15 protein-coding genes are annotated in these 19,291 nt (G+C 73.3%); 9 read left to right on the top strand and 6 right to left on the bottom strand.

The genetic code is table 11. From position 1 onward, the window contains the following. Positions 1-117: 117 nt before the first annotated feature. Positions 118-2,184, bottom strand: coding sequence for a galactose-binding domain-containing protein (locus tag ACZ4VT_RS36260; protein WP_467955629.1), 2,067 nt, complete (start codon positions 2,182-2,184; stop codon positions 118-120). A 174-nt stretch (positions 2,185-2,358) separates the two neighbouring features. Between ACZ4VT_RS36260 and ACZ4VT_RS36255 the strand changes: the two genes are divergently transcribed. Then, positions 2,359-7,194 carry a hypothetical protein gene (locus ACZ4VT_RS36255; protein ID WP_467955628.1) on the top strand — a complete coding sequence of 1,612 codons (4,836 nt, stop codon included), beginning with the start codon at positions 2,359-2,361 and terminating at the stop codon, positions 7,192-7,194. A gap of 383 nt (positions 7,195-7,577) precedes the next feature. On the opposite strand, the gene ACZ4VT_RS36250 is transcribed toward ACZ4VT_RS36255, so the two are convergent. Then, a complete protein-coding gene (locus tag ACZ4VT_RS36250; protein WP_467955627.1) occupies positions 7,578-7,790 on the bottom strand; it encodes a hypothetical protein in 213 nt (70 codons plus the stop codon). Positions 7,791-7,981: 191 nt separating this feature from the next. On the opposite strand from ACZ4VT_RS36250, the gene ACZ4VT_RS36245 reads away from it, so the two are divergent. Further along, on the top strand, positions 7,982-8,239 hold the full coding sequence (locus ACZ4VT_RS36245) for a hypothetical protein (RefSeq protein WP_467955626.1): 258 nt from the start codon (positions 7,982-7,984) through the stop codon (positions 8,237-8,239). Between the two features lie 6 nt (positions 8,240-8,245). On the opposite strand, the gene ACZ4VT_RS36240 is transcribed toward ACZ4VT_RS36245, so the two are convergent. Next, on the bottom strand, positions 8,246-9,442 hold the full coding sequence (locus ACZ4VT_RS36240) for a serine hydrolase domain-containing protein (protein ID WP_467955625.1): 1,197 nt from the start codon (positions 9,440-9,442) through the stop codon (positions 8,246-8,248). Between the two features lie 139 nt (positions 9,443-9,581). Continuing rightward, positions 9,582-11,210 carry an AMP-binding protein gene (locus tag ACZ4VT_RS36235; protein ID WP_467955624.1) on the bottom strand — a complete coding sequence of 543 codons (1,629 nt, stop codon included), beginning with the start codon at positions 11,208-11,210 and terminating at the stop codon, positions 9,582-9,584. Positions 11,211-11,351: 141 nt separating this feature from the next. Between ACZ4VT_RS36235 and ACZ4VT_RS36230 the strand changes: the two genes are divergently transcribed. Continuing rightward, the gene (locus ACZ4VT_RS36230; RefSeq protein ID WP_467955623.1) at positions 11,352-11,708 is read left to right on the top strand and encodes a zinc ribbon domain-containing protein YjdM; all 357 of its coding nucleotides are present in this window, start codon (positions 11,352-11,354) and stop codon (positions 11,706-11,708) included. 96 nt (positions 11,709-11,804) lie between these two features. Here the strand turns inward: ACZ4VT_RS36230 and ACZ4VT_RS36225 are convergent, their stop codons facing one another. Next, on the bottom strand, positions 11,805-12,776 hold the full coding sequence (locus ACZ4VT_RS36225; protein ID WP_467955622.1) for a ScbA/BarX family gamma-butyrolactone biosynthesis protein: 972 nt from the start codon (positions 12,774-12,776) through the stop codon (positions 11,805-11,807). A gap of 102 nt (positions 12,777-12,878) precedes the next feature. Between ACZ4VT_RS36225 and ACZ4VT_RS36220 the strand changes: the two genes are divergently transcribed. Both ACZ4VT_RS36220 and ACZ4VT_RS36215 read left to right on the top strand, forming a co-directional pair. Continuing rightward, positions 12,879-13,550: a ScbR family autoregulator-binding transcription factor gene (locus tag ACZ4VT_RS36220; RefSeq protein WP_467955621.1), complete on the top strand. Its 672-nt coding sequence runs from the start codon at positions 12,879-12,881 to the stop codon at positions 13,548-13,550. Then, positions 13,547-14,500 carry an NAD-dependent epimerase/dehydratase family protein gene (locus tag ACZ4VT_RS36215; protein WP_467955620.1) on the top strand — a complete coding sequence of 318 codons (954 nt, stop codon included), beginning with the start codon at positions 13,547-13,549 and terminating at the stop codon, positions 14,498-14,500. Before ACZ4VT_RS36220 ends, ACZ4VT_RS36215 begins: the two co-directional genes overlap by 4 nt. Positions 14,501-14,626: 126 nt before the next feature. Here ACZ4VT_RS36215 and ACZ4VT_RS36210 read toward each other — a convergent pair whose 3' ends face one another. Beyond that, on the bottom strand, positions 14,627-15,886 hold the full coding sequence (locus tag ACZ4VT_RS36210) for an IS701 family transposase (RefSeq protein ID WP_467955619.1): 1,260 nt from the start codon (positions 15,884-15,886) through the stop codon (positions 14,627-14,629). A 312-nt stretch (positions 15,887-16,198) separates the two neighbouring features. Here ACZ4VT_RS36210 and ACZ4VT_RS36205 point away from each other — a divergent pair, with 312 nt between their 5' ends. From ACZ4VT_RS36205 to ACZ4VT_RS36190, 4 genes are all read left to right on the top strand, one after another. Further along, positions 16,199-16,810, top strand: coding sequence for a TetR family transcriptional regulator (locus ACZ4VT_RS36205; RefSeq protein ID WP_467955618.1), 612 nt, complete (start codon positions 16,199-16,201; stop codon positions 16,808-16,810). 57 nt (positions 16,811-16,867) lie between these two features. After that, positions 16,868-17,773 carry a UTP--glucose-1-phosphate uridylyltransferase GalU gene (galU, locus tag ACZ4VT_RS36200; RefSeq protein WP_467955617.1) on the top strand — a complete coding sequence of 302 codons (906 nt, stop codon included), beginning with the start codon at positions 16,868-16,870 and terminating at the stop codon, positions 17,771-17,773. Between the two features lie 194 nt (positions 17,774-17,967). Beyond that, entirely contained in the window at positions 17,968-18,942 is a 975-nt protein-coding gene (locus tag ACZ4VT_RS36195; protein ID WP_467955616.1) for a ParB/RepB/Spo0J family partition protein, read from the top strand. Positions 18,943-19,012: 70 nt separating this feature from the next. Next, the coding region (locus ACZ4VT_RS36190; RefSeq protein ID WP_467955615.1) for an MFS transporter at positions 19,013-19,291 on the top strand (279 nt) is incomplete at its 3' end.

The following is a 19,291-nucleotide window of genomic DNA, read 5'->3' as shown; positions in this document are numbered from 1 at the left end:
CCCCCCCCCCCCCCCCCCCCCCCCCCCCCCCCCCCCCCCCCCCCCCCCCTCCCCCTCCCCCCCCCCCCCCCCCCCCCCCCCCCCGGCACCCGGACGCCGCCCGGGCGGCGTCACGCGTCAGCTGCTGTAGACGCCGACCTCGTGGAGCGAGTACCCCCACTGGGTGCCGCGCTGCAGCCCGTGGACCCGTACGTACCGGGCCGGGGTGCCGGCGAACTGCGCCGTGTCCAGCCCGCCGTCACCGGTGGTTGTGGACCATGCGGACTGCCAGTTCGTGCCGTCGCCCGAGAGCTCGACGCGGTACGACTTCCCGTGGGCGCGTTCCCATTCGAGGGTGACGCGCTTGACCAGGCCCGGTGTCCCGAGGTCGATCTGCAGCCACTGGTCGTCGCTCCAGTCGCTCGCCCAGCGGGTGCCCGTGTTGCCGTCCACGGCCCGGGAGGGCGCGTAGCTGACGAACGGGTTCCACTCGGACGAGCTGGCCGAGGCGGCGGCGCCCGCGGCGAGGTTCACCCCGGCCTTGTGCTTCTCGGACGAACCCCAGGTGGTCAGGTAGGACTCGGCGCCCCGGAACAGGTCGTCCACCACGTCCTGGCCGCCGGTGATCCGGATGTCCTCGATCCAGTCCGGGACCAGGCCGTAGTGCGAGGCGCCGTCGGTGTTGAGGTCCCAGGTGCGCACGCCGGTGGTCTGCTTGTCGATCACGGAGCCGCCGTCGGTGCTGCGGAACGGGTAGCGCACCGGGTTCGGGGCGTCCGCGCCGCGGGGGCCGGGCCAGCCGCCGACGCCGTTCATGTCGGTGCCGTAGCCGTAGCCGACCTTGTACTTCTCGCGCAGCGCGTCCGTGCGCCTGGCCTCCGCGCTGAAGGCCTCGGAGCCGCTCATGTACTGGGCGACGAAGCCGCCGAGCCGGTACACCCGCTCCGTCCAGTCGAGGTCCATCCAGCTGTGCGAGGAGATCACGCCGGGGTACGACTCGGATTCGAGGATGTCGAAGGCCCGGCCCGCGGCCTTGACCCCCATGTGGTCGATCTCCAGCATCATCTTGCGTTTCATCATGCCGCGCACCGCGTATTCGCCGAGCTCGGTGAGACCGCGGGTGTTGCACTGCGCGTCCGCCGCGTACGAGGGCACCGCCACGCCCGCCGGGAGCTGCTTCTGGGCTTCGGGCGCCGCCGCGAGACCGATGGGGTTGTCGTGCTGCGGGCCCTTGCACTTCTCCGTCTGCCAGAAGGTGCCGGTGGACAGGAACTGGCCCACGTTGATCGCCGTGCCGAGCGCGCCCTGGTCGAAGCGGACCCCGCACAGGGCGTTGTCGAACTTGTGGCACAGGAACATGCTGCGCACGCCCAGCTTGTGCAGCTCGTCCAGGCCGCGGTCGATGTCCTCCTTGCCGCACTGCGCGATGTCCAGGATCTGCTTGCAGCCGAACGGCTCGGAGGTCTCCACCCCCAGGACGACGGCCAGCTTGCCCTGCTTGACGACCTCGCGGGCCTGCGCGGAGTCGGTGACGATCCGGAACCACCCCTTGCCCGGACCGCCGTACATCTTGTCGACGTACGCCTGCATGTCGTACGTCTTCTGCGCCTCCAGGCGGATGGCGGTCATCTCGTCACAGCCGCGGTCCTTGAAGAAGTAGACCGAGCAGATGACGCCGTTGGTGACGAGGTCGTTGACGAGCACCCGCTGACCGCCGCGCCAGGCGCGTTCGACCCAGGCGTAGTAGTTCTGCTGGTGGGTCAGCGAGTCGTGGGCGGGCCAGTCCTTGAAGGTCGGCCAGCCGTCCGGGTCGTGCTTGCCGTCGCCGCCCTTGGTGATGAAGTCGAAGATGGCGAGCGTGCCGTCGGGATAGTGCTCGGGGCAGTCCTTGAGCGCGTCGGCCACCCCCTGCTCGGAGAACGGCTTGCCGCAGATGAGGCGGCCGCCGAAGCCCTCGTTGGACATCAGGTGGTCGTGCGCGTCGACGAAGCCGCGGACGCGTCCCTGGGCGTCGGTCCCCTTGAAGGGTTCACCGGTGACGTTGATCTCGGAGTCGGGCGCGGGCCGGGCGACCGGGTTCCACCAGCCGGGGTCGGCGGCGGAGGAACTGGGCACGGGGCCGAGCACCATGGCCACCACGGCGAGGAGCAATGACAGGACCGCCAGGGGCCTACGCCTGTGGTGCGTGTCTCGGGAAATGGTCATCACTCACGTCTTCGGTCAGTGGGGGGCGCGGTCGGGGAGCCGGAGCCGTCCGGGGGCACGACGGCCACGGCCACATGGCACGGCCATGGCGCGATTGTCATGGACCGCACAAGCAGTGGAACCGAGAATCGCCACTGGCGGCAGCAGAGTCAAGAGTCCGGGACGGATGACCTGATGACTCGTCAGTCCGGCCGGATCGGCTCCCTCCGGGCCGTGGCGTCCTGGGTGCCGGCGGTGTCGGCGGGGCGTGCGACGATCCCAGGCATGATCGCCTCGCTCGCCGCCCTGCTGCCCACCGCCGGTCCGCACGCCTCCACCACCTACGCCGACTGGGCCGCCGCCCACGACCCGGACGCGGCCGGGACCGCACGCGCCCTGCTGGACGACATGCGCTCCGAACTGGGCCGGTCCTACACCAAGCCCGGCCGCTTCCTCGACGCGATGACGGCGCGGGCGCGACGGCTGCCGCCGGCGCACCTGCCGTGGTTCTGGGACACCGTCGGCCACCGGCTGATCGGCTACGGGAGCCGGCCCGGCGGGCGGGCCTACGCGGCGGCGCGGTCGGCCGAGGACCGGCACGGGCTGCCGGTGGACCCGGCCTACCGCCGGGCCAACGCCCTGCTGTTCGCCAGGGGCGGGGCCATGCCGGCCAAGGAGTTCGGGGCCCACCAGCGCTTCCTCGCCGAGACGCTGGACCCGGCCGCCGCGCACGCCGCCCTCGACGCATTCCTGACCGCGTGGGCGGGCTCCGCCGCGGACCTCCCGGCCGATCTCGTACGCCGCGTACGGGCCTCCGCCAAGGCGGCCCGACACGGGGACGAGGAGGTCGCGCGCCTGGTGGGCGCCATCCTGTCCGTCACCCGGAAGAAGTCGGTGCCGGACGCGCTGCTGGCCGCCGCCGAACAGGTCCTGACGGCCCGTCCGCCGTCCGACACGGTCGCCGCCGGCCTGGTGGAGGTCTTCCCGGACGGGGTCACCGACGGCGGGGCCTGGCTGCGGATGCTGATCGGCTGCGGCGCGGCGGAGGCGATGGAGAGCGGGCGGGTGGTGCCGGAGGGCGGACTGCACCACTGGGTCGGGAACTTCGTCCGCATGTACCAGTACGCGGCGCAGTCCGGCGGCGGCGTCGCGCGGCAGCCGCTCCCGGCGGAGTTCCTCGACCTGGTGGGCCGGCTGGGGCCGCGGCTGCGGGCGGCGGCCGCCCCGGTGACGGTCCACACCACCCGGCACCACTACCAGGGCTTCGACGCGGACGTGCTGGACGCCTGCCTGGCGGCCGGGGTCACGGTCGTCGACCCCGGCCCGGAGACGCGGATGCGCTTCTGGGGCGAGCGGTCCCGGCGGGACCTCGCCGCCCTGGCCGCCGACCCGGTCTTCGGCCCCCGCCTGGAGGGGCGCGTACACCAGGACCTGACCCCCCGCTGGTCGCCGGCGCGCGGCCGCCGGCCCGGGTCCGCGGTGACGCTGCTGCCCGGCAACGAGGGCATCGCCCACGAGGTGGCCGGGCGGGTCGGCAAGCTCGTCGACACGGTCGCCGGCGGCGGCATGGCAGGAGCCGAGGAGGCCGTCGCCGAGCTGGAGGCCCTCCTCGACCGGCCCACGGTGACGGCGCTCGGCGGGATCGCCGACGCCCTCGCCGGAGCGGGCACGGCCGGCGCGCTGCGGCGCTCGCTGGCGGCCGGACTGCCCGAGGAACTGGCCTGGCCGGCCCTGGAATCGGTGTACGCGCGGTTCGCGGCGGACGCCGGGCCCGAGGCCGCGGACGAGGTGCTTCCGGGGGTGGCCGGAGTGACCTGCACCTGGCCGGTGCTGACGGTGTTCGGACGCGACCAAGCGGTCGCCGTCGCCCCGGACGGGGTCCGCGGCTCCTGCCGGTTCACCGTCCCGGACGGCGCGACCATGTACGCCGTCCACTACGCGGGCGGTTCCTTCCTGGTGAGCTGGACCCTCAAGGCGAGCCCCTGGTTCTGCGACACCGCCGTCTGGGCCGACCGTCCCGAAGAGCCCTTCACACCCGACGAACTGAGCGGCCTCGTGCCGTTCGGCGGCAGCCTGGACGGGGCCTACGGCTTCCAGTTCGAGACCGCCGACGGCGGCGGGCGGCACGGCGGCCGGCGCGTGCTGCGCCCCGGCGGCACCGAGGGCATCGACGGGGACGAGCTGCTGCTCGGCGACGGCTCCCGGATCTGGACCAACGCCGTCTTCGGACGGCGGCCCTGGGAAGCGGCCGACCCGGTCACCGGGGAGCGGCGGGGGCCGACGCCGCTGCCGGACTTCCCGGGGCGGCCCGCGAGCGCCGATCCGGCCGCGGAGCCGTCCGAGGCGGACATGAGCCTGGCGGTGGAGGCGCTGCAGCTGGCGCCGCTGCCCGCGGGCCTGGACGGCTCCCCACTGGGCAGCCGGGACGGGCTGGTCGGCACCCGGGTGCTGTTCCGCACCCGGCACCGCGACCACGCGCCGGACCACTACCTGCTGGAGAGCGTGGACGGGCGCACCGCCCGGTTCGACATCGACCGGCCGGGGCAGGAGCCCTGGGCCCTGTGGGCCCCGCCGGAGGGCGCGGTGGAAGACGTGGTGCTCGCCGAGGCGGAGACCCGGACGGGCGTGCGCGCGTACGCCGCCGACGGCGTCCTGCTGTGGGAACTGGACGGACACCACTCACCCCGGCACCCGCGGGTGAGGCCCGCCCGGCGGGCCACCGCGTCGGGCGGCGTGGCCGTGCCGCCGGCCTTCTGGTACCTGCTGCGGACCCGGGACGCGGCCGGATCCCGGGCACTGCGCGGCGTGGGACCGCAGACGGCCGACACCCTGCTGACGGCCGCCCTCGACAGCCCGGCGGCACTGCGAGCCGCCGTGGCCCGGGAGTTGCCGGAGGTCACCGACCCGGTCCTGGCCGAGGCCGTCGTGGCCGTGGCCGGTCGGGCCGCCCGCGTGGAGGAGCGCCGGCGCGCCCTGCACCGGCGCGTCACCCTGCTCACCGAGGCCGCGCCGGCCCTGCCGCGCCGGTCCGCGCCGGACACCGAACTGCTGCCCGCGCTGTTCGGACTGGTCTCGGCGGGGGACCGCGATCCGTGGCGGCGGACCCGGGACGTGGCCCTGCCGGCGACGCTCAGCGCACTGGCCTCCGACGGCGCCTGCCTGGCCGGGACGATCGCGGAGGAGGTGCGCCGGCTCTCGCCGCCGGCGCCGCCGCACGACTGGTCGCAGCTGCTGGGCACGATCGACGCCGCGGCCTGGCGGGCGGCGGTGGCACCGACCCCGGACGCGGACCGGGCCGCGCTGCTGGCACTCCTGGACACCTGGGCCGGCCTGCCGTTCGCCCGCGCGGACAGCCGGTGGTGGGCGGGCCGGGCCGACGCCGCGACCCTGGACGGCCTGCGGGCGGGCGGCACCGCCGTGGCGTCCGCCGCGATGCGGGCCGGCGGATCCGCGTGCTGGTTCGTCGCCCCCGCGGCGCGGGAGGCCGACGCCGATCCGGTCCCGGCGGCGATCGCCGGGGCCCGCCTCGTCCGCGTGGAGCGCGACGACGCCGCCCGGCTCCGGACCCTTGTCGAGACGGTCGACGCGCACGGGCCGGTCCCGCTGCCGGAGTCGGCGGCCGAGCGCTTCGCCGAACTGACGGGCGTACGAAGGACCGTGGCCCGGCTCGTCGTGGCCGGCCTGGTCGGCCGGCCCGACCGGGACGAGGACCGCTCCCTGGCGCGCAAGGCCCCGTACAAGGCGACCCCGATGACGGCCGAGTCGTACCAGGCGCTGCGCGCGCGGCTCGGGGGCGCGGGACGGCGGGCCGTCCTGGCGGCGGCCCTGCCCGAGGACCCGGCCGACCTGTGGCGGCCGGGCGGGATCCTGGCGGCCGTGGAACGGATGGCGGCGGTCTGGCGGGAGCTGCTCGGCGCCCAGCCCTCCGTGCACGACGAGGCGGCCGACGCCCTGGAAGCCGACCTCGGCCTCTCCGAGGTGTGGGCCCGGCGGCTCGCGGGCGGCTACGAGGTCGCCGAGGACACGACCGTGGAAGCGGCCGGCTGGGAGCTTGCGGCGACCCGGTACGGCAACAAGGTCGAGGTCAGGGCCGTGCCGCCGGCCGGACCCGAGCTGCCCTACGGCACCCCGGTGGGCCTCGCCCTCGACCGGATCGCGAGCGCACTGGTCTGGGCCTGGACGGACCGGCCCGTCGGCGATCCGGCGGTGGCCGGGGCCATGGCCCTGTACGAGCGGCTGAGGGCCGAACTGAAGCGCCCGGAGCTGCTGCTGGAACTGCCCGGCGGGAAGGTCCACGACAGCTCGACACCGATCGCAGAGCAGTTCGGGCCGGAGCGGCTGCCCGTGGTGAGGGGCCGCTTCGCGGAGGAGGGCCCGGTGACCGTGGCCGCGTACGACTCCGGGCCGCTCGTGGCCTGCGCGCCCGGCGGCGCCGCCTTCCTGCGGCCCGCGGCCGCCACCGGAGCCGAAGTGTGGGCGCGGCTGCGCGCGATCACCGGCCTCGCCGAGGCACTGGACCGGGTGGCGCCGCTGATGCCCGGCGGCGGGCTGGAGCGGATGATGCTCCGGGCCCGCTCGGGAGCGCTGCCGGCCGGCGCGTACGAGGCGGATCCGCGGCGGTCCTGCCCGGAGCTCGTCGCGCGGGTGGGGCGGGAACTCGGCACGGGTGCGGACGCCGCGGCGCTGTACCTCCAGCTGGCCACCCTGGCCGCGCCCACCGACCGCAACGTACGGCGCTGGAACGGCTGGACGGCCAAGGCGCACACGCAGGCCCGGACGGAACTGCTCGCCACCGGCGCGGTGGTGGAGGCCAAGCGGGCGCGGGCGGGCCGGACCCTGTTCCTGCCCGGGGACTGGACCGAGCTGAAGGCCCCGCACCTGCCGCTGGAGACCGTGAAGCTGGCGAGCCACCTGGTGCGACCGCTGTGGCGGAACACGATCCAGGCCCCGTTCGGCCGGGTCCTGCCGACGGCGCCCCTGCACGAGATGTTCACGCAGGCCTGGGAGCGGAGGCTGGGCGGCGGGGCCTAGCCGGTTGGCTGCGGGTTGGCTGCGCCGCCGGTTGGCTGCGCCGCTCGGGCCGGGGTACGAGGGGGCCGGTTGTGCCGGGGTCGGGCGCGCGCCGGGGTGTCTCCTCGGGCGCCGAACGTGGCGGGGGGTCGGATTGATCGGCCTTGTTGTGTTCGGCGCCCTGCGGGGACACCCCGGCACACACCCGACCCCGGCCCAACCGGCCCGGCTGCTACTCCAGTCCCTGCGGCCTTGCCGCACAAGTTCAGCCTCGCCGGCGTTTGAGGCGCGGGGTCTGGGGCGGAGCCCCGGTCTTTGGGCCGCACTGTCCGACCCCGCTGCACCACTTCCGCCACACCATTCGGCCGCGCAATCCAGCCCCTCCGGCGTTTGAGGAGCGGGGGTCAGGCTTCGCGGTTCATGACGCGGCGGGCCGCCTCGGCCTCGGCCGCGGGGGGAGACAGTTCGTCGAGGGTGTCGAGCTCGTCGTCCGACTCCAGTTCCCGCTCCCAGGCGGCCGCGAGACGCTCCTGCTCCTCGCGCGGTCGGCCGCTGACGGCCTCCCGGTGGTCGGGGTCCAAAGCCGCGAGGAAACGTCCGATCGGGTCGGCGGGCATGCCGTGCTCCTTCTCGCCGTGGGGGAGGGGCCGCGGCCCCTGCGGAACCGCGACTGGCCCAGGATGGCGAACCCAGGACGGCGCCGGCGGCCCGACACGCTGCTCGCCCCCGGCAGGTGAACCGAGCTCCAGCCGCCCGGTTTCCCGGTGTCGGTCCCGCGGGACGCCCGTGGGCGGCCTACCGTCGGGGCATGAGCGAATTCGTCGTCGTGTACGAGCTCGGCGAAGCGGCAGAGGGCGGTGAGCCGTCCGTACGCCGCGTGCACGCGGCGCCGGCCGCCCCCGGCATGACGGGCGTCCCCGGCCCGCGGACCTTCTGCGGCAGGGACACGTTCGCCATGCGGAGGGCCTCCGGGCAGCCGCCGGGGCAGCCCGGCTCCGCGTGGTGCGACCCGCAGTACGCGAGCCTGGTCTGTCCCGCCTGCGACGACGCGGCCGGCGACGGCTGAGGTGCGTCAGCGCACGTCGTGCTCGGGCAGGTCCACCTCGGCCGGGGCGAACCCGAAGCCGCGCTTGGTCGCCTTCGCTGCCTGCTTCCCGCAGAACGCGGCTTCGAGGGTCCCGCCGAGGGCGGTGTTCGCCTCGCCCTTGTTCGAGGTGTTCGCCATGGCGGCGAGACTGCGGCGGCCGTCGCGGGTGGAGAAGGCGTAGGTGTAGAAGCCCTGCACGGTGCCGGTGTGCCCGTAGACGGACGTGCCGCAGGAGAGGTCGTAGCGCCGCAGGCCGAGTCCATAGAACCGGGTGTTCGTGGCGTCGGTCGGGGTCGCGGTGATCATGGCGTCCAGCAGCGGCGCGGGCAGCAGCCTGCCGCCCAGCAGGGCCGAGGTGAAGGTGTTCAGATCGGCCGGGTCGGAGATCATCGCACCGGCGGACTGGGCCCACGACGCGGTCTGCTCGGTGGAGTCGACCAGCGGACCGCCGGCCTCGTCCGGGTGGAGGTATCCGCGCGTGTGCACTCCGCCGATCTGCGTGGCGGGGTGCACGTACGCGGTGTTGCGCAGCCGCAGCGGCTGGATGATGCGCCGCTCGTACTCCTTGGCCACCGGGTTGCCGGTGGCCTTCTCGATGAGCATGCCCACCACGACGAAGTTCGTGTTGGAGTACCCGTACGCCGCTCCGGGCTCGCCGGTCCGCGGCTTGGCCAGCGAGAGGTCCACCAGCTCCTGGTAGCCGAAGACCTTGTTGCGCACGGCCTCGAAGCCGGGCACGGTGTGCTCGAACATGGCATCGGTGTAGTCCGCCAGACCGCTGCGGTGGTTGAGCAGATGACGCACCGTGATGCGGTCGTCGGGCAGCAGGCCGGGCAGGTAGCGGTTGACGGAGGTGTCCAGGTCGATCCGGCCTTCGCCCACCAGCTGCAGCAGGACGACGGACGAGAACGTCTTGGTGACGCTGCCGATCCGGAAGCGGGCCTGGGGCTGCATGGGCGCGCCCGTGCCCCGGTCGCGTACGCCCACGGCCCGGGTGCGGGTCCCGTCGGGGCCGCTGAAACGGGCCAGGGCGCCCGGCGCTCCGGCGTCGGTCGTCTTCACCAGCGCCTGGGTCAGCGCCTCGAGATCGGGAGTGGTCCCGGCGGCGTGGGCGGTGGTCACCGGAGCCACCGCGGCCATCACCGCGAGCAGGGCTGTACTGAGGGCCAGACGGCGGTTCATGGGCAGGCGCACTGTGTTCCTCTGGTCAGAAGGTCGGTCGGCACGGGGTGATGAATCGAGGTGTCGCACCGTCCCGGTCCGACACCCATTGAAGATCATCGGGCAGAGCGGGCGGCGGGGCCGGCCGCAACGCGCCGCCCTAGGAGGGCAGTTCCAGCAGCCGGATCGCCGCCTCGCGCATCTCCACCTTGCGGATCTTCCCGGTGACGGTCATGGGGAACTCCTCCACGACGTGCACGTAGCGCGGGATCTTGAAGTGGGCCAGCCGCCCGTCGCAGTACGCCCGCACGGCGGCCGCGGTCAGCGGCTCGGCGCCCTCGCGCATCCGCACCCAGGCCATCAGCTCCTCCCCGTACTTCGCGTCGGGCACGCCGATGACCTGGACGTCCAGGACGTCCGGATGGGTGTGGAGGAACTCCTCGATCTCGCGCGGGTAGAGGTTCTCCCCGCCGCGGATCACCATGTCCTTGATCCGGCCGGTGATGCTCACGTAGCCGTCGTCGTCCATGACGGCCAGGTCGCCGGTGTGCATCCAGCGGGCCGCGTCCACGGCCTCGGCCGTCCGCTCCGGCTCCTCCCAGTAGCCGAGCATGACCGAGTAGCCGCGGGTGCACAGTTCGCCCGGCTCCCCGCGGGGCACCGTCAGGCCGGACCGCGGATCGGCCACCTTCACCTCCAGGTGCGGCCCGACGCGGCCCACGGTGGACACCCGGCGCTCGACCGAGTCGTCGGCGCGGGTCTGCGTGGAGACGGGCGAGGTCTCCGTCATCCCGTAGCAGATGGACACCTCGGTCATGCCCATCCGGTCGATGACCTCCTTCATCACCTCCACCGGACAGGGCGAGCCCGCCATGATGCCCGTCCGCAGGCTGGACAGGTCGTACGCGTCGAAGCCGGGGTCCGCCAGCTCGGCGATGAACATGGTCGGGACCCCGTAGAGCGAGGTGCACGCCTCCGCTTCCACCGCGGCGAGGGTGGCCGCCGGCTCGAAGGACGGCGCCGGGATCACCATGGCCGCGCCGTGGCTGGTGCACGCGAGGTTGCCCATCACCATGCCGAAGCAGTGGTAGAAGGGCACCGGGATGCAGACCCGGTCCTGCTCGGTGTAGTGGCACAGCTCGCCCACGAAGAAGCCGTTGTTGAGGATGTTGTGGTGCGAGAGGGTCGCGCCCTTGGGGAAGCCCGTGGTCCCCGAGGTGTACTGGATGTTGACCGCGTCGTCCGGGCTCAGCGCGGCCTGCGCACGGGCCAGCTCCGCCGGGTCGCTCCGGCGGCCCCGCTCCAGCAGGGAGGTCCAGAGGGGCCCGCCCAGCAGGGCCACGAACTCCAGCAGCGGGCAGCGCGGCCGCACCTCCTCGATCATGGCCGCGTAGTCGGAGGTCTTGAACCGGTCCGCCGCGGCCAGCAGCCGGATCCCGGACTGCCGGAGCACGTACTCCAGTTCGTGGGAGCGGTACGCGGGGTTCACGGTGACGAGGACCGCCCCGATCTTCGCGGTGGCGTACTGCACCAGCGTCCACTCGGCGCGGTTGGGGGCCCAGATGCCGACCCGGTCGCCCTTGACGATGCCCAGGTCCAGCAGCCCGAGCGCGAGCGCGTCGACGTCGGCGGCCAGCTCCGCGTACGTCCACCTGCGCCCGGCGGCCACGTCGACGAGGGCGTCGCGCCCGGGAAACCTCCGCACGGTGCGGTCCAGGTTCTCGCCGATGGTGTCGCCCAGCAGCGGCACTTCGCAGACCCCGGACGCGTAGCTCGATGCGGCAGACACATGACCTCCTGGACTGGGTGGCGAGAGCGGGGCCCGGCGGTCCGGTGTCCCCTCGTGAACCGCGCCGACCGGACTCTCGCACACGCCGCAGCGGGGACGTGTGCGCCGACCTGCGAGGATGGCCTGAAATATACTGTCGGGGTGACTGAGACCCCGTTGCCTCCCTGCCCCGAATGCGCCGGTGCGTACGCCTACGAGATGGGCGCGCTCCTCGTCTGCCCCGAGTGCGGGCACGAGTGGCCGCTCGCGTCCGGCGAGCCCGGCGAGGCCCTCGGGGAGCGGGTGATCAAGGACGCCGTCGGCAACGTACTGGCCGACGGCGACACCGTGACGGTCGTCAAGGGCCTGAAGGTCAAGGGCAGCCCGACGGGCATCAAGGCCGGTACCAAGGTGCGTAACATCCGCCTCGTCGAGGGTGTCGACGGCCATGACATCGACTGCAAGATCGAGGGCTTCGGGTCCATGCAGCTCAAGTCCGGCGTGGTCAGGAAGGTCTGACCGGACCGGACCGGACCGGAGCGCGCCGCGTGCCGCGGGGAAGGGAAAGGCGCCTGCCGGGCGGAGACCCGGTCAGGCGCCTTCGTCGTTCACGGATCAGGGCGCGGCGTAGACGCGGAGGGGGACGGGCGCCGCGGTGGTGATCGTCGCCGTGGCGGTGAAGACGTCCTCCCCGTTCTGGCGGGCCAGGACGCGGACGGGATGACGGCCCGCGGCGGCCGTCTCCCCGGTGGCGGGGATCGTCTCGATCCAGCAGGGCGAGTTCAGCTCCGCGTAGCGGAAGAACCGCATCTCGATGTCGGTCAGGACCCCCCGCCGGGGGAAGGCGGAGCCGTACGCGGCCTGCCGCACGGCTTCCAGGAGCAGCATGCCGGGGGCGTGGTCGACGGGGTGGTCGAAGAGGATCGGGTGGTTGATGTCGGCCCGGAGCTGCGTGCGGTGCGCGGAACTGGTGGGGGACAGGACCACGTCGTGGAAGCGGTCGCGGCCGACGCGGCGGGGCGTCAGCGGCGGCGGCAGCGGGATGATGCGGGCGGCCACCTGGTCGAGGTCCGCGTTCGTACCGCGAAGGCGCTGGTAGACGGCCTGCGGCTGGTTGGTGAAGCCGGCTTTGGCGGTGCCCAGGAACTCCCCGTCACGCGTCGCGGTGACGTGCATGGTGAGGCCCGCCAGTCTCCGGCCCCGGCGGGTGACGCCGGAGCAGCTGATGCGGAGCTCGATGTCGGCCGGCGCCGGACCGACGACGAGGGCCTGCGGGTTCGCCGAGTAACTGAACGTGTCCCAGATCTGGCGGTGGCCGAAAGGGACCTCGTAGGCGACGTGGCTCAGGAGCGGAATGGCCTGGCGGACCGACTCGGCGAGGAGGAGGGGGTCGTGGTGGCCCCCGTCCGGAGAGTAGAAGCTGTGGGCCCGGGGCCACTGGGCGGTGACGACGTATTCGTCGGGTGCGACGGTACGCCAACCGGTGAGCAGGACTTCGGAGTGTGCGCTCTTGTGTACGTACTCCCGCGGTAAAGCGCTGCTGAGTGCGGCGACGGACGGGACGGAGTGATCAGCTGACACAGTCATGGTTGAGCCCCCCTGGACATCGGACATGAGCTGGTGCTTGTGTGGCGCTGGGTCCTAAAATAAAGGATGTTCGTTTTTTTTGTCGAGAGAGATTAGGTGTCCATGTCAGAGCGCAAGCAGCAACGCGCGCCTCAACTCAGGGCAGTTCAGACCAAAGCGGCCATCCTGCGTGCCGCCGCGGAGGTCTTCGACGAGTTCGGCTTCAGCGGGGCCAGCATCAGCAAGATCATGAAGCGGGCGGACGTCACCCAGGGCGGGATGTACTTCCACTTCAGCTCGAAGGAGGAGCTCGCCTACGCCGTGATGGTCGGCCAGGGCGACGGCCTGGTCTTCCCCGAAGGGGAGGACGGACTCCAGCACCTGGTGGACATCACGCTGTACCTCTCGGAGGAGCTGCAGCACAATCCGGTGCTCCGGGCCGGCGTCCGGCTGGCCGTGGAACAGGGTGAGTTCGGCCTGCGCGACGACGTCGCCTACCAGGCCTGGGTGCTGGAGTTCCGCCAGCAGCTGCGCTTCGCCCGCGCCAAGGGCGAACTCCAGCCGGACGTCGACGACCACGAACTGGCCTGGGTGCTGGTCAGCTCCTTCACCGGCGCGCAGCTCTTCTCCCAGGCGTCCACCGGACGGGCCGACCTGCCGCAGCGCATCGCCTCGCTGTGGCGCTACCTGCTCCCCGCGGTCGCCACCGAGGAGACCCGCCGGAACGTGCGCCTGACGCTGCCTCCCACACAGCGGCCCAAGGAGCCGGAATCCGGGGCGGAGCAGCGGGGTTGAGCGGCCGTCACATCGTCGTCACCGGGGCGACGGGATTCGTGGGGTCGGCGGTGCTGCGCCGGCTGGCCGAGAAGGACCCGCAGGCCGTGGTGCGCGCGGTGTCCCGTACGCGTCCCCCCATCGCGTACGCAGGGGCATGGGTGGGTGCGGACCTGGCCGACGCAGAATCCCTGCGCGGGGTGTGCGACGGCGCGGACGTCCTGCTGTCGCTGGCCTCCTCCATCGGACCGGACGCCGACCGCTGTACGGCGGTCAACTCCACCGGCACCGCGGCCCTGATGGCCGAGGCGCGCCGGGCGGGCGTGCCGCGCATCGTCCAGCTGTCGACCTGCGCCGTCTACGGGCCGGGCCCGCACACGGGACAGGACGTCGGCGAGCTGACACCCGCCCCCGTGTCGGCGGCCAGCAGCAGCCGGCTGGCGGGGGAGGGGCCGGTGCTCGACGCCGGCGGGCTGGTCCTGCGCGCGGGGCTGGTGCTGGGCCGGGGCGACCGCTGGGTCGTACCGGCCCTCGCCGACGCCTTCCGGCGGGTACCGGCAGCGTGGGGAGGCGGCGCGGGACGGGCCTCGTTCGTCGACGTCGACGACCTGGCGCGGCTCATCACGGCGTTCGCGCTCGGGGACGCCTCCGCGCGCGCGGCCGCGGGCGTCCTGCACGCCCACCACCCGGTACCGGTGCGCAACGGCGACCTCATGGACGCCCTCGCGGCCCACCGGGTGCTGCCGGCGCGTCCCGTCGGGGACTGGCCGTGGCGCAGGTGTCTGGAGGCGCTGGCGGCGACCCCGGGATGGGTGAGCGAGCGGCAGTTCACGCTGCTGGCCGGGGACCATTGGTACCGCGCCGACGAGGCCTGGCGGCTCGCCGGGATCGCGCCGGGCCCGGGCCCGCTGAGCCGGCTCGGCGCGGCGGCGCAGTGGTACCGGGAGAGGGGCGGGACCGCCCCGGGCTGAGTCCGGCCCTGCCGGCGTTTGAGGCGCTGGGGTCCCCCCGGACGAAGTCCGGGGGAGGGGCCGGGCGGAGTCCGGTGCCCGGCGGAGCCGGTTTCGGCCGGGGCGGATCTCCCGGCAGGGCCCGGCTCACGCGGACTGCCGGTCCCCGACCCGCGCGAACTCCCGCCGCCCGCGCAACACGGGCACCGGTACGGGCATGGGCGCGGCCCGATACGCATACGCGGCGGACATCAGCGTCATGTGGTGGTGCCACCCGGGAAACGACCGCCCCTCGAAGTCCAGCAGGCCGAACTCGTCCGCCAGCGTCCCGAGCGTCACGGTCGACCGGGCGGACTGCCGTGCCAGGTGCAGCAGGTCGTCCATCCGGTGGCGGCTCATGTTGGTGAGCCAGACCGGCCCGCGCCGCTGCCCCGGCCCCGGCCCCGGCCCCGGCCCCGGCCCCGGGCGCCGTTCGCCGAACAGGCGGTAGGTCTGGTGCGTTCCCGGGGCTCCCGTTTCCCCGCCCGGTACGCGGACCAGCGCCGAGTGGATGCGCAGCCGCTGCGGGCGCGCGTCGGGTCGGGTGAGCAGCGCGGTGTACGGGTGGCTGGTGTTCCCCAAGCGGGCCAGGTCGCCCGCCGTGGACTCGCGCCCGGGCGAGCGGGGCGGCTCGCCGCCATGGACCGTACCGGCGGCGCGGACGCCGAGGGCCGGCGGGACGGCCACGAGGAAGTCGTGGCCCCGGCGGCCGAGCGTGCCGATCACCGCGGCCGCGTTGCCGAGGCGGCTGATGTCGGCGACCACGGGGACGCGCGCCGAGGAGGTGCGGGCGGCCACCCGGTCGGCGAGCTCGACCACGAGGGACTCGGGGCTCTGGTGCACCACCTCGGGCGAGATGCGCGCCCGGCGGCGCAGGGTGGGGTCCGCCGTCCAGGTCTCGGGGAGCACCAGCCGCCAGTCGACCGGCACGCTCATGCCGTCCAGGGACAGGAACAACCCGAAGCCGAACTGGCAGTTGACCATCCGTCCGGCGGCCGGATCGAAGCGGCGGTGCACGCCGACCGAGTGCTCACCGCGTTTGGGGAAGCACACCTGGCCGATCGTCCAGGCGCGCACCGTGTGCCGTTCCTCCGCCCAGCGGAGCAGTTCGGCGCGCGCCGGCTCCCAGTCCCAGGGGCTCGCGTTGATGAACTGCTGCAGGGACTGGGAGGCGGTGGGCGACTCGGTGACGGAGGCGGCCAGCCTGCGTACGGACTTCTTGCCCGGGGTGGTGAGCAGTCCCTGCAGGTAGACCCGGGCCCAGCGGCGCTGATCGGCGCGCGGTAAGTGGCCGAAGAGGCGTTCGGTGAACTCGTCGAGTGCCGTGTCACCGGCAACCAGGGCGCGGGTCCTCGTCTGTGCCGTCATCTGTCTCCCCCTTCACGGTGGACGCCGGCGTGCGTCGTCGATGAGTCAAGAATACAGAACGTTCGTTTTTTTTCTAGCGAACGTCTGGCGTCCTCCGCACGACTTCGGCACGTTGGTGACCCGGGGCCGCCGGCGCCGGCGGAGGTGCGGCCGCGGAGGGGCCGGGCAGGGGCGCTTCTTCGTCAAGTCGGCGTTGTGCGCGGTCGGTACCGGGGTGACGCTGGAGGTCGCCCGTCTCCGCGGAGGATGCGCGGGCGAGTCAGGAACAACCTGGATGGCAGTGATAGTGCAGTGGTAAAGCAAGAGCGTGCCGTGCGCACCCGTAATCATCTGATCTCGGTGGCCGCCGCTGAATTCGACCGCAACGGATATGACGGGACATCGCTTTCCCGGCTGAGCCGCTCCGCCGACATGTCGATCGGAGCGGTCACCTTTCACTTCTCGGCGAAGGGGGAGCTGGCGTCGGCGGTCGAGAATGCCGGCCGGAGCGCCACCCGCAGAGTGGTCGAGGGTGTGACCGCCCGCGGTGGCCCCGCGCTGGACGTCCTGTCGGCGCTCGTCCTCGCCCTGGGCCGGCTCGTCGAGACGGACGTGGCCGTACGCGCCGCCGCGCGGCTCACCCAGGAACGCGCGGGCGCCGGACCCGAATGGTGCTGCTGCTGGCTCCCGGAGGTCAGGGAGCTGCTGGAGCAGGCCGCCGCGCAGGGGCAGCTGGACCCCGAGGTCGACCCGCGCCCGGTCGCCTTGCTGACGGCGCATCTGGTGGGGGGTGTCGTCGCACGGGCCCGGCGCGGCCGGGCCGAGCGCCCCGACGAGGTCACCGGTGAGCTCGGGGAGCTGTGGTGGCTCGTCCGGCGGAGCATCACGGCGGCGCCGGGGGAGAGGTCGGGGGAGGGCCCGGCGGACACGGAAATGCCTAAGTAGGCGGAAAGGCGCCGGAATTCAGGCTGATGCGCCGCGATGCGGTCTAGCGTCAGCGGCATGAATTCCACACCCCCTCAGATAACCAAGGCAGTGATCCCCGCCGCAGGACTCGGTACGCGATTCCTGCCGCTGACCAAGGCCACCCCGAAGGAAATGCTGCCGGTGGTCGACAAGCCGGCCATCCAGTACGTGGTGGAAGAGGCGGTCGCGGCGGGGATGTCCGACATCCTCATGGTCACCGGACGCAACAAGCGGCCCCTTGAGGACCACTTCGACCGCAACTACGAGCTGGAGGAAGCCCTCCAGCGCCGGGGCGATCAGGACAAACTCAACAGCGTCTGTGCCTCCACCGAGCTCGCCGACATCCACTACGTGCGCCAGCGCGACCCCAAGGGGCTCGGGCACGCCGTCCTGTGCGCCGCCCCGCACGTCGGCCAGGAGCCGTTCGCCGTGCTCCTGGCCGACGACCTGATCGATCCCCGCGACCCGCTGCTGGCCCGGATGGCCGAGGTGCGCGCCCGGCTCGGCGGCAGCGTCGTGGCCCTGATGGAGGTGGATCCGGACGCGATCCACCAGTACGGCTGCGCCGCGGTGGAGCAGTCGTCGGACGAAGACGGCGTACACATCACGGAGTTGGTGGAGAAGCCGGAGCCGGGCACCGCGCCCAGCAACCTCGCGATCATCGGCCGCTACCTCCTCGACCCCGAGATCTTCGAGGTCCTGCGGGGTACGAGCCCCGGACGCGGCGGCGAGATCCAGCTCACGGACGCCCTGCGCACCCTGGTGCGGGCCGGACGTCCCGTGCACGGAGTCGTCTTCTCCGGCCGGCGCTACGACACCGGGGACCGGGCCGAGTACCTGCGCGCGACGGTCCGGCTCGCCTGCGAGCGCGCGGACCTGGGACCCGAATTCCTGGCCTGGCTCCGGGAGTTCGTGAGGTCGGAGCAGCTCACGGCGGTGTGAACGCCCGCCCGGTGGGCGACCGGGGATCTTCCGCGGTCGCCCACCGCACGTAACCGCGACCTTGCCAACTTGCCCAAATCTCAACGGGGTTCGGCCGCGAGATTGGTTACCGAACGGTAGTTACGTAATTTCTTCCCGGGGCCGGCGAACAGCACGGCGCCCAAGCATCGAGTGCACGAAAGGAGGTGAACTTCATGGGCAAGCCCCACGCGAGGCACACGAGGGACGCGACGGACACCCCCGACGCCGCGTTCGAGGTGCCGGTCGGCGCACTGCTCGCGGCGGATTCCCCCCGCACCGTCCACGTGAACGAGAGCCACGCACAGGACCTCGCGCACTCCGGGCGGGCGCTGCCGCCGCTGCTCGTGCACCGCCCGACCATGCGGATCATCGACGGGACGCACCGGTTGCGGGCCGCCGTGCTCCGCGGGCAGCACACGGTGGGAGTGACGTACTTCGACGGCAGCGCCGAGGACGCGTTCGTGCTCTCGGTCGAGGCCAACATCAGCCACGGGCTCCCGCTGACGCACGCGGAGCGGACCGCCGCGGCGTTACGGATCCTGCGGACCCACCCGGACTGGTCCGATCGCGGAATCGCGCGGCGGACCGGGCTGGCGGCCAAGACCGTCGCGTCACTGCGCCGCCGTGAGGGACCCGCGCCCGCGCCGCCCGGCCGCATCGGCCAGGACGGTCGCGTACGGCCGGCCGATCCGGTCCGCGGCCGGGAGGTCGCGGCCCGGCTGCTCGCAGGCCGCCCCACGGCTTCCCTGCGGCAGATCGCACGGGAGGCGGGCATCGCGCCCTCGACCGTACGGGACGTGCGGCGCCGGATCGGCGAAGGAGCCGACCCCGTGCCGGCCGCCCAGCGGCGCTCGGGCAACGCCCCGGGTCCGCCCCGGCTGCCGGACCGGGGCGGGGGGCAGGCACTGCCCTCGCTGGTCACCGGTCTCTGCAAGGACCCCCTGCTCAGGTTGAGCGAGGCGGGGAGGCTCCTGCTGCGCATGCTCGATCTCCAGGTGAGCGGGTTGCGCCAGTGGGAGCGCATCGTCGCCGCGGTACCCCCGTACCGCGCCGAGACCGCCGCCGCCGCGGCCGCCCAGTGCGCGCGCGGCTGGCAGGAGCTGTCCGAAGAACTACGGCGCCGGGCCTCGGCGCAGACCCCTGCCTGAGCCGGCTTCCCCGGCCAGTACCGGCCCTCCGAGCCGAGGGCCTCCGTTGTGATGGAAAGGACGTATGGCGATGTCGGTTGTCGAGGGTGCGCGTGTGGATGCGGGTGTGGGGGGTGGTGAGGGTCCGGTCCGTTTGGACGGGCGTTTGAAGTTGGTGTTGGTGGTGCTGCTGGTGGCGCAGTTCATGCTGGCGGTTGATTTCTCGATTTTGAATGTGGCGTTGCCGGTGATCGGTGACGGGCTCGGTTTCTCGTTGTCGAACCTGCAGTGGATCGCGACGTCGTTCGCGCTGTGTGCCGCGGGTTTCACCCTGTTGTTCGGTCGGGTGGCGGACCTGTTCGGGCGTCGG

It is taken from the genome of Streptomyces sp. NPDC029164 (genome assembly GCF_055563995.1).
This window is presented reverse-complemented; position numbering and strand designations above follow the sequence as displayed.

Coding starts and splice junctions, on each gene's coding strand:
- ACZ4VT_RS36255 (WP_467955628.1), top strand. CDS start 2,359: ATGACTCGTCAGTCCGGCCGGATCGGCTCCCTCCGGGCCGTGGCGTCC.
- ACZ4VT_RS36260 (WP_467955629.1), bottom strand. CDS start 2,184: ATGACCATTTCCCGAGACACGCACCACAGGCGTAGGCCCCTGGCGGTC.
- ACZ4VT_RS36225 (WP_467955622.1), bottom strand. CDS start 12,776: ATGACTGTGTCAGCTGATCACTCCGTCCCGTCCGTCGCCGCACTCAGC.
- ACZ4VT_RS36220 (WP_467955621.1), top strand. CDS start 12,879: ATGTCAGAGCGCAAGCAGCAACGCGCGCCTCAACTCAGGGCAGTTCAG.
- ACZ4VT_RS36240 (WP_467955625.1), bottom strand. CDS start 9,442: ATGAACCGCCGTCTGGCCCTCAGTACAGCCCTGCTCGCGGTGATGGCC.
- ACZ4VT_RS36250 (WP_467955627.1), bottom strand. CDS start 7,790: ATGCCCGCCGACCCGATCGGACGTTTCCTCGCGGCTTTGGACCCCGAC.
- galU (WP_467955617.1), top strand. CDS start 16,868: ATGAATTCCACACCCCCTCAGATAACCAAGGCAGTGATCCCCGCCGCA.
- ACZ4VT_RS36195 (WP_467955616.1), top strand. CDS start 17,968: ATGGGCAAGCCCCACGCGAGGCACACGAGGGACGCGACGGACACCCCC.
- ACZ4VT_RS36210 (WP_467955619.1), bottom strand. CDS start 15,886: ATGACGGCACAGACGAGGACCCGCGCCCTGGTTGCCGGTGACACGGCA.
- ACZ4VT_RS36245 (WP_467955626.1), top strand. CDS start 7,982: ATGAGCGAATTCGTCGTCGTGTACGAGCTCGGCGAAGCGGCAGAGGGC.